General features: G+C 75.2%; 15 protein-coding genes. 12 read left to right on the top strand and 3 right to left on the bottom strand.

Annotated features, from left to right (window positions below; genetic code table 11):
• The first annotated feature begins 123 nt into the window (after positions 1–123).
• The gene (locus ACFFIC_RS13410; RefSeq protein ID WP_377051084.1) at positions 124–456 is read left to right on the top strand and encodes a hypothetical protein; all 333 of its coding nucleotides are present in this window, start codon (positions 124–126) and stop codon (positions 454–456) included.
• A 19-nt stretch (positions 457–475) separates the two neighbouring features.
• Here ACFFIC_RS13410 and guaD read toward each other — a convergent pair whose 3' ends face one another.
• Positions 476–1,798, bottom strand: a complete 1,323-nt coding sequence (gene guaD, locus ACFFIC_RS13415; RefSeq protein WP_377051086.1) for a guanine deaminase — start codon at positions 1,796–1,798, stop codon at positions 476–478.
• Positions 1,799–1,884: 86 nt separating this feature from the next.
• Between guaD and ACFFIC_RS13420 the strand changes: the two genes are divergently transcribed.
• The gene (locus ACFFIC_RS13420; RefSeq protein WP_377051088.1) at positions 1,885–2,844 is read left to right on the top strand and encodes a Bug family tripartite tricarboxylate transporter substrate binding protein; all 960 of its coding nucleotides are present in this window, start codon (positions 1,885–1,887) and stop codon (positions 2,842–2,844) included.
• A gap of 11 nt (positions 2,845–2,855) precedes the next feature.
• On the opposite strand, the gene ACFFIC_RS13425 is transcribed toward ACFFIC_RS13420, so the two are convergent.
• On the bottom strand, positions 2,856–3,644 hold the full coding sequence (locus ACFFIC_RS13425) for an enoyl-CoA hydratase (RefSeq protein ID WP_377051090.1): 789 nt from the start codon (positions 3,642–3,644) through the stop codon (positions 2,856–2,858).
• A gap of 109 nt (positions 3,645–3,753) precedes the next feature.
• On the opposite strand from ACFFIC_RS13425, the gene ACFFIC_RS13430 reads away from it, so the two are divergent.
• Both ACFFIC_RS13430 and ACFFIC_RS13435 read left to right on the top strand, forming a co-directional pair.
• The gene (locus ACFFIC_RS13430) at positions 3,754–4,431 is read left to right on the top strand and encodes a methyltransferase domain-containing protein (protein ID WP_377051092.1); all 678 of its coding nucleotides are present in this window, start codon (positions 3,754–3,756) and stop codon (positions 4,429–4,431) included.
• Positions 4,428–5,282: a MipA/OmpV family protein gene (locus ACFFIC_RS13435; RefSeq protein WP_377051094.1), complete on the top strand. Its 855-nt coding sequence runs from the start codon at positions 4,428–4,430 to the stop codon at positions 5,280–5,282. Before ACFFIC_RS13430 ends, ACFFIC_RS13435 begins: the two co-directional genes overlap by 4 nt.
• Here ACFFIC_RS13435 and ACFFIC_RS13440 read toward each other — a convergent pair.
• The gene (locus ACFFIC_RS13440) at positions 5,234–6,163 is read right to left on the bottom strand and encodes a DUF3473 domain-containing protein (protein ID WP_377051096.1); all 930 of its coding nucleotides are present in this window, start codon (positions 6,161–6,163) and stop codon (positions 5,234–5,236) included. The two genes, ACFFIC_RS13435 and ACFFIC_RS13440, sit on opposite strands and share 49 nt — an antisense overlap.
• Before the next feature lie 94 nt (positions 6,164–6,257).
• Between ACFFIC_RS13440 and ACFFIC_RS13445 the strand changes: the two genes are divergently transcribed.
• The 8 genes from ACFFIC_RS13445 to ACFFIC_RS13480 are packed head-to-tail and all read left to right on the top strand — an operon-like array spanning position 6,258 to position 14,577.
• Positions 6,258–6,533, top strand: coding sequence for a phosphopantetheine-binding protein (locus tag ACFFIC_RS13445; protein WP_377051098.1), 276 nt, complete (start codon positions 6,258–6,260; stop codon positions 6,531–6,533).
• Positions 6,534–6,535: 2 nt separating this feature from the next.
• Positions 6,536–7,021, top strand: a complete 486-nt coding sequence (locus ACFFIC_RS13450) for a hypothetical protein (protein WP_377051100.1) — start codon at positions 6,536–6,538, stop codon at positions 7,019–7,021.
• Positions 7,014–8,366 (top strand): AMP-binding protein, encoded by a 1,353-nt coding sequence (locus ACFFIC_RS13455; RefSeq protein WP_377051102.1) that lies wholly within the window; start codon positions 7,014–7,016, stop codon positions 8,364–8,366. The genes ACFFIC_RS13450 and ACFFIC_RS13455 overlap by 8 nt, the downstream gene beginning before the upstream one ends.
• Positions 8,363–8,665, top strand: a complete 303-nt coding sequence (locus tag ACFFIC_RS13460; RefSeq protein WP_377051104.1) for a hypothetical protein — start codon at positions 8,363–8,365, stop codon at positions 8,663–8,665. Before ACFFIC_RS13455 ends, ACFFIC_RS13460 begins: the two co-directional genes overlap by 4 nt.
• Positions 8,662–10,167 (top strand): LpxL/LpxP family acyltransferase, encoded by a 1,506-nt coding sequence (locus ACFFIC_RS13465; protein ID WP_377051106.1) that lies wholly within the window; start codon positions 8,662–8,664, stop codon positions 10,165–10,167. Before ACFFIC_RS13460 ends, ACFFIC_RS13465 begins: the two co-directional genes overlap by 4 nt.
• A complete protein-coding gene (locus ACFFIC_RS13470; RefSeq protein ID WP_377051108.1) occupies positions 10,164–12,524 on the top strand; it encodes an MMPL family transporter in 2,361 nt (786 codons plus the stop codon). Before ACFFIC_RS13465 ends, ACFFIC_RS13470 begins: the two co-directional genes overlap by 4 nt.
• Before the next feature lie 18 nt (positions 12,525–12,542).
• Positions 12,543–13,724: a beta-ketoacyl-ACP synthase gene (locus ACFFIC_RS13475; RefSeq protein WP_377051110.1), complete on the top strand. Its 1,182-nt coding sequence runs from the start codon at positions 12,543–12,545 to the stop codon at positions 13,722–13,724.
• A gap of 55 nt (positions 13,725–13,779) precedes the next feature.
• A complete protein-coding gene (locus ACFFIC_RS13480; RefSeq protein ID WP_377051112.1) occupies positions 13,780–14,577 on the top strand; it encodes a beta-ketoacyl synthase chain length factor in 798 nt (265 codons plus the stop codon).
• The last annotated feature ends 2 nt before the right edge of the window (positions 14,578–14,579 follow it).

The following is a 14,579-nucleotide window of genomic DNA, read 5'->3' on the forward strand; positions in this document are numbered from 1 at the left end:
CCATCGCAGCGTCGCCCCACAAGCGCCCTGAAAGTCACGGGCAAGCCCGGTGACGCGCGCCCCGCCGCGGCCTAGAAGAGCCTCTGCCCCAACCTGCCGGGGCTTTCTTCCAAGGACGATCCGGTGATCAAGACCATCCTCAAGGGCGTGCTGCTGCCCTCGCTGGCGCTGCTGGCCGCCTGCGCCACCCCGCCCGCCATCACTCCCGCCGTGGCTCCGCCGCCGGAGGAGGCCTTCCGCCCCGTCTGCGAGCAGCGCTTCCCGGGTGCGACGCCCTTCGCGGTCTCGAAGTGCATGTACGAGGAGCTGGACAAGTCGCGCGGCGTGACGCCGGCCAACGCCACCCCGGCCGCCGAGCCCACGCCCGCCCCGGCCCGCGCGAGCGCGCCCGCCCGCGGCGCCCCATCCCGCAGCACTCCGTCCCGCAGCGCTCCCGCGGCGCGCCGCGCCCGCTGAGGCCGAGTCCCGGCCCGGGTCACCGGGCCGGGGACGCGTCGCGGTCATGCGCGAGGCGCCCGGCGACATAGGTGGCCCGCACCGCGCGCTCGTCACCGAGCGCGGTGAGGGCGAAAAGCGTGTCGGCCAGGTCCGGGCGCCCCCCGGTGCGCAGCGCCAGCTCCGGCGTTGCGCCCGGGTCCAGCACCACGAGGTCGGCCTCCATTCCCGGCGCCAGGTTGCCGATGCGGCCTTCCAGCCGCAGCGCCTGGGCGCCGCCCTGGGTTGCCAGCCAGAAGGCCTGGGCGGGGTGCAGGCGCGCGCCGCGCAGCCGCGCCACCTTGTAGGCGTCGCCCAGGGTGCGCAGCGCGGGCAGGCCGGTGCCGGCGCCGACATCGCTCCCCAGGCCCACCCGCACTCCGGCCGATTTCACGTCGTGCAGGCGGAACAGGCCGCTGCCCAGGAACAGGTTGGAACTCGGGCAGTGGGCGACGCCGCAGCCGGTGCCGCACAGGGCCGAAAGATCCTCCTCCGTGACGTGGACGGCGTGGCCCATCACGGCGCGCGGACCGGCGAGGCCCGCGCGCGCATAGACGCCGAGATAGGATGGCGCGGCCGGGAAGAGTTCCTTGACCCAGGCGATCTCGGCCTCCGTTTCGCAGAGATGGGTCTGCACGAAGGTGCCGGGGTTCTCGCGCCAGAGGCGGCCCGCCGCTTCCAGGGCGGCGTCCGAGCAGGCCGGGGCGAAGCGCGGCGTGATGGCGTAGAGCAGGCGCCCGCGGCCGTGCCAGCGGTCGATCAGGCGCTGGGTGGCGGGGATGCCGTGGTCGGTGCCGTCGCGGAGTTCGGGCGGGGCGTTGCGGTCCATCAGCACCTTGCCGGCCACCAGGCGAAGCCCGAGGCGGCCGGCCTCCGCGAAGAGGGCGTCGGCGGAGTGCTCGTGCACGGTGCAATAGACGCAGGCGGTGGTGGTGCCGGCGCGCAGCATCGAGCGCAGGAACAGGGCGGCGATGCGCGCGGCGTGGCCGGGGTCGGCGAAGCGCGCCTCGGTGGGGTAGGTGTAGCGCGCCAGCCAGTCGAGCAGGGTTTCCCCGAAGGCGCCGGTCATCTCCATCTGCGGGTAGTGCACATGGGTGTCCACGAAGCCCGGGCCGATCAGCGCCTCGGGGTGGTGGTGCACGGGCATGTCGGCGGGGTGGCGGTGGCGCTCGGCCGCGTGGTCGCCCAGCGCGGTGACGATGCCGCCCCGCATCACCACCAGGGCGTCCGGCCAGTGGATGAGCGCGTCGTCCGGATCGGCGGCGAAGGGGTCGTGGCGGAAGGCGAAGGCGGGGCCGCGCAGCGCCAGCGGACCATCGCTCACGCGGGCCGCCGCACGTTCGGTTGAGGGACGCTTGCGGCGCGCGGGCGCGCGTGGCCTCTTGCCCGATCATTGGGACGGAAACCGCCATGCTGCGCCGCCAGATCCTGCCGCTCCTCGCCGCACCCGCCCTCATCGGGCGCGCCTCCGCCCAGGGGCGGACCATCACGCTCGTCGTGCCTTATGCAGCGGGCGGCGGCACCGACATCGTGGCGCGCGAGCTTCTGCCGATGCTGATCGAGACCACCGGCCAGAACATCGTGATCGACAACCGCGGCGGGGCGGCCGGGCATGTGGGCGCGCTGTCCGTCACCCGCGCGAGGCCGGACGGGCTGACGCTGCTCTTCGCCGTGTCCACCAACATCGTGGTGAACCCGCACCTGCAGCGCAACGACCGCACCGACCTGTCCACCGCGCTGGTGCCGGTGGCCAAGGCCAGCACCTACCAGTACCTGCTGGTGATCGACCCGCGCGTGCCCGCCAACAACCTCCAGGAGCTGATCGCGGCGGGACGGAAGCCGGGAGCGGACTTCACCTATTCCTCGGCGGGCGTGGGCTCCAACAACCACCTGGCGGGGCTGCTCTTCTCCGAGGCGGCAAAGGTGCCGATGGAGCACATCTCCTATCGCGGCACGGCGCCCGCGCTGCAGGACGTGGTGGCGGGGCGGGTGACCATGAACTTCTCCTCGCCCTCGCCCGCCATCCCCCTTGCGCGGGACGGGCGGCTGCGGCCGATCGCGGTGACGGGGGAGCGGCGGCTGGCCTCCATGCCCGATGTGCCGACGCTCGCCGAGGCCGGGCTGCCCGGCATCGTCATCCTGGGCTGGCACGGCCTCTTCGCGCCCGCCGGCACGCCCGACGCCGAGCTGGACCGGCTGGAGGCGGCGGCCAACAAGGCCGTCCGCGACCCCCGCTTCGCCCGCAGCCTGGAGCGCGACGGGCTGGAGCTGGCGGCGCCCGCCCCGCGCGCCGCCTTCGCGCGCGAGGTGCGCGACGAGTACGCCTTCTGGGGCAGGAAGGTGCGGGAGCTGGACCTGAAGGCCGAGTAGCCGCCGCAGCACTACTTCCCGGTCCAGACCGGCTTGCGGCGCTCCAGGAAGGCGGCGACGCCTTCCTTGAAGTCGGCGCTGGTGAAGGTCAGCGCCACCATGTCGTCCGCGTTGGCGCCCCGCAGCGCGTTCTCGCGCAGGCGCTTGAGCGTGGTCTTGGCGGCCTGCAGCGTCAGCGGCGCGTGGGAGGCGACCGTGCGGGCCAGGGCCTCGGCGCGCACCAGAAGCGCTTCCTGGTCGGGCAGGACCTCCGTGACGAGGCCGAGCGTCCTGGCCTCCTCCGCCTCCACCAGGCGGGCGGTGAAGATCAGCTCCAGCAGCCGCCCGGGGCCGAGGAGGGCGGAGAAGCGCGCGTAGTTGCCGAGCGAGAGGGTGTTGCCCAGCGTGCGCGCGATGGGCACGCCGAAGCGCATGTTGCTTGATGCGATCCGCAGGTCGCAGACCCCCGCCACCCCCGCGCCGCCGCCGGTGCAGGCGCCGTTGATGGCGGCGATGGTGGGCTTGGGGCAGTCCTCGATGGCGGAAAGCACGCCGCCGATGCGCTCCTCGTAGTCCAGTGCGTGCTGGGCCGTGGTGAAGCTGGTGAACTGGGAGATGTCGGTGCCGGCGGCGAAGGCCTTGGGGCCGGCGCCGGTGATGACCCAGGCCTTGATGGCCGGGTCGCCCCCGATCTCGGCGGCCTTGGCGGCCAAGCCCTCGTACATGGCGAAGGTGAAGGCGTTCATCGCCTGCGGGCGGTTGAGGGTGGTGACGAGGATCCCGCCATCGCGCACCTCATGGATCAGCTCTTCCTCGGGCATCGACCGCTCTCCTCGCCGGGTTCGGCGGGAGGGTGCCCGCGCATCGCGGGTGGGGGAAGGGGTGCGCCGGCGTTGCCGCCGTGGCCCGGCGGCGGCAATCTTCGTCCCCATGCCCGACGGTGCGCCGAACTCCCTGCCGGACGACCGCCTGATCGAAGCCGCCGCCGCGCGCTATGCCGGGGCCTCGCGCTTCACGCGTGGCTATGTCGGATCGAAGCTGCGGCGCGATCCTTCCACGGCGGCGATCCTGGCGCTGGCGCGAGGGGCGGGGGGCCTCGGGCACCTGGCCGACCTCGGCTGCGGGCGGGGGCAGCTGGCGCTCCTGCTTCTGCTGTCGGGAGCCGCCGCGCGGGTGACGGGGATGGACTACGAGGAGGCCAAGGTGGCGGAAGCGCGGGCGGCGGGGGCAGGCCTGCCGGCGGATTTCACGCGGGCGGACCTGGTGTCGGCGGCGGTGCCGGACTGCGACACGGCGCTGATGGTGGACGTGCTTTATCAATTGCCGGAGGCGGCGCAGGCGCCGCTGCTGGACCGCATGGCGCGGGCCGCGCGCCGCCGCGTGGTGCTGCGGCTGTTCGATCCTGACAGGGGCTGGCGCAGCGCCTTCGGCATGGCGATGGAGCGCGCCGGGCGGGCGATCCGGCGGGACGGCGCGGCGGTGCGGCCGATGCCGGTTCCGGCCGTCGCGGCGCGGCTGGAGGGGATGGGCTTCCGCTGCGCGGCGTTGCCCTGCTGGGCCGGCACGCCCCTGCCCAACGTGCTGCTGGTGGCGGAGCGCCGGGCGTGAGGCGGCTGGTTCTCGCGGCGCTGCTCCTCGCGGTGCCCGCCGCGGCGCAGGAGGTGCGGCTGCCGGTTTTCGAAGCCGGGGTGGCGGGCGGCGGCGGCTGGCTGCCCGACTACCCGGCGGCCGACCAGAACCACATCCGGGGCATCGCGGCGCCCTTCGTGATCTACCGCGGCGAGTTGCTGCGCGCCGACGACCAGGGGGTGCGCGGGCGGCTCCTGCGCGGGGAGCGGCTGGGGCTGGACCTGTCCTTTTCCGGTGCCTTTCCCTCCTCCTCCGACGACAACCGGGCGCGGCGGGGCATGCCGGACCTGGACTGGCAGGGCGAGGTGGGCCCGGCGCTGCGGCTGACCCTGTGGCGCGACGTCGCGCGGCCGCGCCGGGTGAACCTGGAGCTGCCGGTGCGGGCGGTGTTCTCCAGCGACCTCGCCTCGGTCCGTTACCGGGGCGTCGTGTTCTCGCCGGAGCTGGCGGTGGAGGACCGGGCGGTGGGGCTGGAGGCGCTCGGCCTGCGCGGGGCGCGGTTCCGGCTGGGGGTCGGGCCGATCTTCGCCACCGAACGGCTGCAGCGGTATTTCTACGAGGTGGAGCCGCAATACGCGCGGGCGGACCGGCCGGCCTATCGCGCCAAGGCGGGGTATCTCGGGACGCGGCTGCAATTCTCGCTCCGCGTGCCGATCACGCCCGCCTTCTCCTTCGTGGGCGGCGGGCGGGTGGAGAACTTCGCCGGGGCCGCCAATGCCGACAGCCCGCTGCACCGGCGGGACTGGAACGCGACGGTGGCTCTGGGCTTCGCCTGGTCGCTCTACCAGTCGGCGGCGGCGGTGGCCTCCTCGGCCGATCCCTTCGACTGAGGCGGCAGGCCCGCCAGGGCGCGAGCCTCGTCCAGCCGCTCGGCGAGCGGGACGGAGGTGCGGCCGCGCAGCAGGGCCCGCAGGCGGTGCAGGGTGTTGCGCCGGTTGGCCCAGAGGAAGGCGCTGCTGAGCAGGCCGAGGCCGGGTGCGCGGCGGAAGGGTTCCTCCACGTCGATGTCGTAGGGGTGGCAATAGGTCCAGGCCAGCGGGCCTTCCAGCCGGCCGGCCATGGCGCGCAGGTCCCAGGCCGGCAGGTAGCGGAGGTACATGCCGCCCAGGAAGGGCAGGCGGGCCGGGCCGAGGCGGGCGAGCGGCACGGGAATTTCCAGCAGTTCCGCCCTGTCCAGGGTCCAGGCGAAGGGGCGCCGGGGCGCGGTGGGGTGGCCATGGCCGAAGCCGCGGGCGGGCAGGACGGAGGAGGAGTAGGCGTGGCCGGCTTCCGCGATCACCGCCGCCGCCCATTCGGTGCGGGCGGTGAGGGAGAAGAAGGGTGCGCGGAAGCCCGGCACGGGCTGGCCGGAATGGTGCTGCAGGGTGGCGCGGGCGCGGCCGGCCTCCGCCCGCAGGCCGGCGGGGCCAAGGGTTTCCAGCGGGCGGTGGGTGTGGCCGTGGGAGGCGACCTCGTGCCCCCGTGCGGCGATGTCGCGCACCAGCCAGGGGGCGTCCTCCGCCACCTCGCCCAGGATGAAGAAGGTGCCGCGTGCCCCGCTTTCCTCCAGCAGGTCCAGCAGGGCAGCGGTGGCGGCCAGGTGGCGGCGGCCCGTGGGGTCGGCCGGGTTGGGCTCGATGTCGGCGGTGAAGGTCAGGCGCGGCGGAATAGCCACGAAGGGGCAGAAACCGTTGCCCGCGCGCGGGATCATGGGTGGATTGCCGCCGCTCATTGAGCTTTTCTTGGGCGTAGCGCCATCCCCTGTGCATAATCTATGTGGTGACATGGGAGCCAGGGTGGGAACGCCCAGGGTGGAGACGCAAAGCGTGAACTCGACGACGGTGATGACGCCTTTGGAAGCGGAAGTGGCGGGGCTGATCGTCGGCGCCCTGCAATTGGAGGTGGCGCCGGAGGAGATCGACCCGGAGGCGCCGCTGTTCGGCGAGGGATTGGGGCTGGACAGCATCGACGCACTGGAGATGGCCCTGGCCGTTTCGCGCAAGTACGGCTTCCAGCTCCGCTCGGACGACGAGCGCAACGGGCGCATCTTCGCCTCGCTGCGCAGCCTGTCCGCGCATATCGAGAAGAACCGGGTGGGCTGAGCATGCCCGTCCGCGGAAGGGGCGGGTGGCTGTCCTGGCGCCTGGCGTCGGCGGCGTTGCTGGCGCTGGCCTGGGGGCTGTTCGGCCGGGGCGCGGCCAGTGCCGTGCTGGCGCTGCTGCCGGCGCTGGCCTGCGCGGCCTTCGCCTGGGGTTTCGCGCGCACGCTGCGCGCCGGGCGGGAGCCGCTGATCGCGCGCTACATCCGCTTCGACGAACGGCGGGACAGCGCCGAGTGCGCGGCCTATGCCCGGCGGCTCACCGCGCTCTGGGCCGTGGCGCTGGGGCTGGCGGCCGCGGTGCAGCTCGTGCCGCTCGTGGTTCCGCTGGCCGGCGCCGCCGCCTGGCACCTGCTCCCCCTCGCCGCCCTGGTGCTGCTGTTCCTGGGCGAGCACGTGGTGCGCAGCCTGCGCTTCCCCGCGGGCGGCATCGCCTGGCCGGACCAGACCTTCCGCGCCATCCTGCGGGCGGAGCGGGCGCGGCATGGATAGCATCCCCTTCCTGAACCGCTCGCACGATGAGGTGCTGGCGCGGCGTGGCGGGGAAGCCATCACGGCCGGGCGCTTCCTGGCGGACGTGGCGGCCCTGGCGGCGCGGCTGCCGGATTGCCCCTATGCCCTCAACCTTTGCGCGGACCGCTACCTCGCCCTGGTGGCGTTCGGGGCGGCGCTGGTGCGGGGGCAGGTGACGCTGCTCTCGGCGGACCGCTCGCCCTACCGGCAGCGGGCCCTGGCGGCGCTCTATCCGGGGACTTACGCCCTGGCCGACGGCGAGGAGGCGGTGATTCCCGCGGCCCGCGCGGAGGCGTCTGGCCGGGGCGAGGGCGCGAACTTCGCCGTTCCGGCGGACGCGGTGGCGGCGGTGGGCTTCACCTCCGGCAGCACCGGGGAGCCGGCGGCGCATGCCAAGCCCTGGGGCGCCCTGGTGGCGGCCGCGCGGGCGGCGGCGGCGCGCTTCGGGCTGGACGATGCGTCAAACCCGGCCACGCTGATCGGCACGGTGCCCGCGCAGCATATGTACGGCTTCGAGACCACGATGGTGCTGCCCCTGCGCGCCCCGGTGGCGGTGCATTCCGGCCCGCACTTCTACCCCGTGGAGGTGGCGGAGGCGGTGTCGGCCGCGCCCGGGCGGCGGGTGCTGGTGACCACGCCCCTGCAGCTGCGCGCGCTGCTGGCCGGGGGCGTTTCCGGGGTGTCGGCGGTGATCTCGGCGACGGCCCCGCTGTCGCCCGCGCTGGCGGCCTCGGCCGAGGCGGCGCTGGGCGCGCCGGGGGCGGCGGTGCCCGTGCTGGAGATCTACGGCGCCACCGAGATGGGATCGATCGCCAGCCGTCGCACCGTGGAGGGGGAGGACTGGACCCTTTACGACGGGGTGTCACTGCGGGCGGAGGGAGAGGACGCGGTGAGCGCCCTGGTGCCCGGCCTGCCCGCGCCGGTGCCCCTGGCCGACCTGGTGGAGGTTTCGGCGGATGGCCGATTCCGGCTGATCGGGCGGCGCGGGGACCTAGTGAAGCGCGGCGGGCGGCGGGCGTCGCTCGCGGGGCTGAACCGGGTGCTGTCGGAGATCGAGGGGGTGCAGGACGGCGTGTTCCTGGCGCCCGAGGACCTGGACGCCAACCCCACCGCGCGGCTGGCCGCCTTCGTGGTGGCGCCCGGCCTGACCGCCGCGGGGATCGTGGCCGCCCTGCGCGAGCGGGTGGAGGCGGTGTTCCTGCCGCGCCCGCTGGTGCTGGTGGAGCGCCTGCCGCGGGACGCGGTCGGCAAGATCACGCGGCGGAGCCTGGAGGCGCTGCGGGAGCGGATGCCGGACGCGCCGCCCGGAGGGGACGGGCCATGAGCGGGGCCCGGACCGTTCGCTTCACCGTGCCGCTATCGCATCCCTGCCTGCCCGGACATTTCCCGGGGCATCCGGTGGTGCCCGGCGTGGTGCTGCTGGACCAGGCGATGCTGGCCGCGGGGATCGCGGGCGCGGCGCGGCTGCCCCAGGCGAAGTTCCTGCGCCCGGTGCTGCCGGGGGAGGAGGTTGTCCTGCTGCTGCGGCCGCTGGAGGGGGGACGGCTGGGTTTCAGCGGCCATGTGGGCGAAGCGCTGGCCTTCCGGGGCGAGGTGGAGCCCGCCGGGGTGGAAGCCGCGTGAGCTGGACCCGCGAGCGCGAGCGCGGCGGGGCCGCGCTGCGGCTGATGGCCTGGATCGCCCGGCGCATGGGCTGGCGCGTCTCGCACGCGCTGCTCTACCCGGTCACGGCTTGGTTCATGCTCTCGGCGCCCGCGCGCCAGCGCGAGGCGATGCGGCGCTTCCAGCGGCGGGCCCTGGGCCGGGAGCCGGGCTGGCCGGACCTGTGGCGCCCTTATTTCGTCTTCGCGGCGACCATGCTGGACCGGGTCTACCTGCTGCAGGGGCGGACGGAGGGCTTCGAGATCGCCGTCTCGGGGCTGGAGGCGCTGGACGCGCATATCGCGAAGGGGGCGGGCTGCGTGCTGCTGGGCGCGCATCTCGGTTCCTTCGAGTCGATGCGTACCCTGGCGGACCGTGGCTGCCCGGTGGAGGTGATGGCCTTCATGTACGAGGCCAATGCCCGGCTGGCGAACGCCGTGTTCAGCGCGCTGTCCCCGGAAAAGGCCGAGCGGGTGGTGGCGCTGGGGCGGGCGGATTCCATGCTGCGGGCCAAGGAGTGCCTGGAGCGCGGGGGGCTGGTGGGCATCCTGGCCGACCGCCGCCCGGCGGTGGGGGAGGACCGCGTGGTGCCCGTGCCCTTCCTGGGCCAGCCGGCGCCGCTGCCGGCGGGGCCGCACATCCTGGCGGCGGTGCTGGGCGCCCCGGTGATGCTGGCCTTCGGGCTGTGGAAGGGGCCGCGGCGCTACGAGATCCGCTTTGAGGAGTTCGCCGAGCGCGTCGTGCTGCGCCGGGCCGCGCGCGAGGCCGACCTGCGCGACTCCGTGCTGCGCTACGCCGCGCGGCTGGAGGCGGTGGCGTGCGAGCACCCCGCCAACTGGTTCAACTTCTACGACTTCTGGGAGGAGATGGGGGAGGCGGCCGCTTCCGCCCCGGCCGCTGTGCCCGAGGCCGCCGTGGGCCGGCGGGCCGTGCTGGCCCTGCCGGCCGCCGCCCCATTGTCCCTTCCGGCCAGCGCGCAGGCGGGCGGGCTGGAGGGGGTGATGGCCGCCCTGGCCGCCGTGCGGCGCAGCGAGGCCGACTTCACCGAAAGCAAGGAGATCGCGGGGCTGGCGGACACGCTGCCCAGCAGCGGGACCCTGTTGTGGGAGGCGCCCTCCACCCTGGAGAAGCAGGTGGTGGAGCCCTTCCGCGAGCGCGTGGTCGTGAGCGGGGACCGGCTGGTCTATGAGCGCCCCGCGCGCGGCGAGCGCCAGGAGGTGAACCTGGACCAGGCGCCGGAGGTGCGGGCGCTGGTGGAGGCCATCCGCTCCACCCTGGCCGGGGACCTGGCCACCCTGCGCCGGCACTACGAGGTGTCCTTCGAGGGGGCGCTGCCGGCCTGGACGGTGGTGCTGCACCCGCTTTCCGCGCGGGTGCGCGCGGTGGTGCAGCGGGTGGAGGTGCGGGGCGAGGGCGGGGCCATCCGCTGGTTCCAGACGGTGGGGAACGAATCCTCGGTGATGCGGGTGACGCCGCGCCCGTGACCCGCCGCCGCCCGCAGGCGTGGCGCCCGGCCCTTGCCCTGGCGGCGCTGGCCCTGCTGGGGCTGCTGTTGTTCCGCCTGGTCGAGATCCGCACGGACATGGCGGATTTCCTGCCCCCGGCCGCGACGCCCGAGGCCGCCTTCCTGCTGGGGGAGTTGCGGGACGGGGCCGCGACGACGCTGCTGCTGGTGGGGCTGGAGGGGGCCGAAGCGCCGGAGTTGGCGCGGGTTTCCAAGAGCATGGGGGCGGCGCTGCGGGAGGGCGGGCGCTTCGCCTTCGTGGGCAACGGCACGGGCGACCTGACGGAAGGCGAGCAGGCGCTGCTGTTCCGCTACCGCTTTCTGCTTTCCCCGGCGGAAGGGGCCTTCGAGGTGGCGGGGCTGCGGCGCGGGCTGGAGGGGCTGCTGGACGGGTTGCGCTCCTCCCTGTCCGGCGTGCTGTCGCGGCTAGGCTTCGCCGACCCGCCCGGCGTGTTCCTGAACCTGCTGAAGGGCTGGCTGGGCGGCAGCGGTGTGCAGATGCGGGACGGCGCCTGGTTCGCGGGCGGCGAGGGGCCGCCGCGGGCGCTGCTGGTGGCGCGCAGCCGGGCGGCCGGCACCGACATGGAGGGGCAGCGCGACGCCTCGGAGGCGGTGCGGGCGGCCTTCGCGGCCGCCGATCCCAAGGGCGTGCGGCTGCTGCTTTCCGGGCCCGGGGTGTTCGCGGCCAGCGCGGCGGCGGCGGTCAAGGCCGACGTGGAACGGGTCTCGATCCTCTCGGGGGTGCTGCTGCTGGGGTTCCTGGTCTGGCGCTACCGCTCGGGGGCGATGCTGCTGGCGGCGGGGGTGCCGCTGCTGGCGGGCAGCCTGGCGGGGGCGCTGGCGGTGGCGCTGGTGTTCGGGCGCGTTCAAGGGGCGGCGCTGGGCTTCGGGGTGACCATGCTGGGGGTGGCCGTGGACTACCCGATCCTGCTGCTGACCGGGCGCCGCCCCGGGGAGGCGCTGGGCAAGGCCGCCCGGCGGATCTGGCCCACGCTGCGGCTGGCGGCGGCGGCGGCGGCGCTGGGGCTGGTGGCGATGATGGCCTCCGGCTTTCCCGGGCTGGCGCAGCTCGGGCTGTTCGGGGCGGCGGGGCTTCTGGTCGGGGTGGCGGTCACGCGCTGGGGGCTGCCGCGCCTGCTGCCGGGGCAGGCGGTGGCGGCGCGGCCCCTGCCCGGTGCCGTGCGGCGCGGGCTGGAATGGCTGCGCGGGCGGCGGGCGCTGGCGGCGGGGCTGGTGGCGGTGGCGGCGCTGTTCCTGGCGCTGGGCGGGCTGCCGCGCTGGGAGGACGACATCGCTCGGCTGAGCCCGGTGCCCGAGGCCGACCGGAACCTGGACGGGGAGTTGCGCGCCCAGCTCGGAGCCCCCGACGTGCGGCACCTGGTGGCCCTGCGCGGGGCGAGCGAGGAGGCGGTGCTGCGCGCCTCCGAGCGGGTGGGGGCGGCCCTGGCGCCGCTGGTGGCGGATGGGCGCCTGGGCGGGGTGGACCTGCCGAGCCGCTACCTGCCGAGCCTGGAGACGCAGGCGGCACGGCAGGCGGCGATGCCCCCGCCCGAGGTGCTGGCGGCGCGGCTGGAGGAGGCGATGCGCGGCCTGCCCTTCCGCCCCGGCGCCTTCGCGCCCTTCCTGGCCGCCGTGGAGGAAAGCCGGACGCTGCCGCTGCTGGATGGTGCGGCGCTGGCGGAGGCGCCACTGATCTCGGCCCGGCTATCCCCCATGCTGTCGCGGCGGGGCGAGGGGTGGCAGGGGCTGGGGCTGCTCTCGGGCGTCGGGGACGCGGCGGCCGTGCGGGCAGCGGTGGCGGGGCTGCGCGACCCGGCCGTGCTGTTCGTGGACGTGAAGGGCGAGACGGAGGGCATGATCGCCGCCACCACGCGCGGGGCGCTGCTCTGGTGCGGGGTGGGGGCGCTCGCGGTGCTGGGCCTGCTGGCGGCGGGTCTGGGCGGGTTCCGCGCCGCCCTGCTGCGGGCGGCACCGATCGCGGGGGCGGTGCTGGTGGTGCTGGCCGTACTGGCGGCGCTGGGGGAGCGGCTGACGCCCTTCCACCTGGCGGCGCTGTTGCTGATGGCGGGCGTCGGGCTGGACTACGCGCTGTTCCTGGGCCGCGCCGAGCACGACGCGGCGGAGGCGGCGCGGACCCTGGCGGCGGTGCTGACCTGCACGGTGACGACGCTGCTGACCTTCGGGATGTTGGCCCTGTGCGAGACGCCGGTGCTGCACGGGATCGGGCTGACCGTCTCGGTGGGGGTGGCGGCGGCCTTCGCCCTGGCGCTGGGGCTGGCGCCGCGCGCGGGAAATGAGGTTCGGCCCGCTGCACAGCGGGCTTGTCCGGTGCGATAGAGCATTCAGATGGTATCCATGCTTCCTCTCCTCGCCCTTGCCGCCCGCAGCGCCGTCAGCGCCATGGGAACGGGCCTCGCCGCCACGCGGGAGGCGCTGCACGGCCGGCGCGGCGGGCTTGCCGCCTGCGACATGCCGGGCATGCCCGAGGGCATCTGGGTCGGCCGCGTGCCGGGGGTGGAGGAGGTGGCGCTGCCCGGCGACCTCGGGCGCTATTCATGCCGCAACAACCGGCTGGCCGAACTGGCGCTGCGGCAGGACGGCTTCGCCGACGCGGTGGCGGAGGCGGCCGGGCGCTACGGCGCGGGGCGGGTGGCGGTGGTGCTGGGCACCAGCACCTCCGGCATCGCGGAAACCGAGGAAGCCTATGCGCGGCGCGGCGCGGACGGCGCGCTTCCGGCCGGGTTCGACTTCACCCACACGCACGACCTGCACGCGCTGCCCCGCTATGTGCGGGCACGGCTGGGGCTGCGGGGCCCGGCGGTTTCCATCTCCACCGCCTGCACCTCGGGCGCGCGGAGCTTCCTGGAGGCGCAGGTGATGATCGCGGCCGGGCTCTGCGATGCCGCTGTGGTGGGAGGCGTGGACACGCTCTGCCGGATGACGCTGCACGGCTTTTCCGCGCTGGAGCTTCTCTCGCGCGGCGCCTGCCGCCCTTGTGCGGCGGACCGGGACGGCATCTCGATTGGGGAGGCCGCCGGGTTGGCGCTGCTGGTGCGGGCCGGGGACGCGCCCGCCGGCACGGTGGCGCTGCTGGGCGCGGGGGCGAGCGCGGACGGGCACCACATGTCCTCCCCCCATCCCGATGGCCTGGGCGCGGTCGCGGCCATGCGGGCGGCGCTGGCGGCGGCGGGGGCCGGGCCGGTGGACTACATCAACCTGCACGGCACCGGCACGCGGGCGAACGACGCCATGGAGGGCAACGCCGTGCGCGCCATGTTCGGCGACCGCGTGCCCTGTTCCTCCACCAAGGGGTGGACCGGGCATTCGCTGGGGGCATCGGGGGCGCTGGAGGCGGTGATCGCCGCCATCTGCGTGGAGGACGGGCTGGTGCCGGGCTGCCTGGGCGTTGCGGTGCCGGACCCGGAGTTCGGGGTGGACGTGGCCGTGGAGAACCGCGCGGCGCCCGTGCGGCGCGTGCTCAGCAACTCCTTCGGCTTCGGCGGAAGCAACCTCGCTCTGGTGATCGGGCGGGCTTGAGGCGAATGCGGGGCGTCAAGGCCGGGGCAAGGCCCGTGAGGATGTTCGCGCGGGGGTGGATCGCGTCGTGAGATGCGTGATCGCGGGCGTGGGCCTGCTCGGCCCGGGCCTGCCGGGCTGGTCCGCCAGCCGGGCGGTGCTGGCGGGAGAGGTGCCCTGGGAACCGGTGCCGGTTGCCTTGCCGCCACCCGCGGCCCTGCCGCCGACGGAGCGGCGCCGCACCAGCGCGGCGGTGCGGCTGGCGCTGGCGGTCTCGGCCGAGGCGGCGGCGGCTTCGGGCCTGGCGCCGGACAGCCTGGAAACGGTGTTCGCCTCCTCGAATGGGGACGGAGCGGTGGTGGGCTCCATCCTGGAGGCGCTGACGGTTCCCGGCGGCGCGATCTCGCCCACGCAGTTCCACAACTCCGTGCACAACGCGGCGGCGGGGTACTGGGGGATCGCCATGGGGTCGATGCAGGCCTCGGTCAGCCTGGGCGGGCATGACGACAGCTTCGCCATCGGGCTGGTGCAGGCGGCGGCGGCCGTGGCGGCGCGAGGGGTGCCCGTGCTGTTCTGCGCCTATGACGCGCCGCTGACGGCGCCGCTGGACGCCAAGCGCTTCACGGAGGCGCCCTTCGCCGCGGCGCTGGTGCTGGTTCCGGCGGGGGCCTCGGGCGGCGTGCCGCTTTCCGTGGAGATGGCGGAGGCGGAGGAGGCCTGTTCGTCCGGGCTGATGGACCCGCTGGTGGCCGGCAACCCCGCGGCACGGTGCCTGCCCCTGCTGCGGGCGCTCGCGGCCGGGCGGGCGGCGCGGATCGGCCTGCCCCTGGCCGATGGCGGGGCGGTGGTGCTGGACCTGGGCGCCGCCGCGTGACA

This window comes from Muricoccus vinaceus, assembly GCF_042433125.1.
GTDB lineage: Bacteria > Pseudomonadota > Alphaproteobacteria > Acetobacterales > Acetobacteraceae > Roseomonas > Roseomonas vinacea.

Coding starts and splice junctions, on each gene's coding strand:
- ACFFIC_RS13420 (WP_377051088.1), top strand. CDS start 1,885: ATGCTGCGCCGCCAGATCCTGCCGCTCCTCGCCGCACCCGCCCTCATC.
- ACFFIC_RS13425 (WP_377051090.1), bottom strand. CDS start 3,644: ATGCCCGAGGAAGAGCTGATCCATGAGGTGCGCGATGGCGGGATCCTC.
- ACFFIC_RS13430 (WP_377051092.1), top strand. CDS start 3,754: ATGCCCGACGGTGCGCCGAACTCCCTGCCGGACGACCGCCTGATCGAA.
- ACFFIC_RS13440 (WP_377051096.1), bottom strand. CDS start 6,163: ATGAGCGGCGGCAATCCACCCATGATCCCGCGCGCGGGCAACGGTTTC.
- ACFFIC_RS13450 (WP_377051100.1), top strand. CDS start 6,536: ATGCCCGTCCGCGGAAGGGGCGGGTGGCTGTCCTGGCGCCTGGCGTCG.
- ACFFIC_RS13455 (WP_377051102.1), top strand. CDS start 7,014: ATGGATAGCATCCCCTTCCTGAACCGCTCGCACGATGAGGTGCTGGCG.
- ACFFIC_RS13460 (WP_377051104.1), top strand. CDS start 8,363: ATGAGCGGGGCCCGGACCGTTCGCTTCACCGTGCCGCTATCGCATCCC.
- ACFFIC_RS13475 (WP_377051110.1), top strand. CDS start 12,543: ATGCTTCCTCTCCTCGCCCTTGCCGCCCGCAGCGCCGTCAGCGCCATG.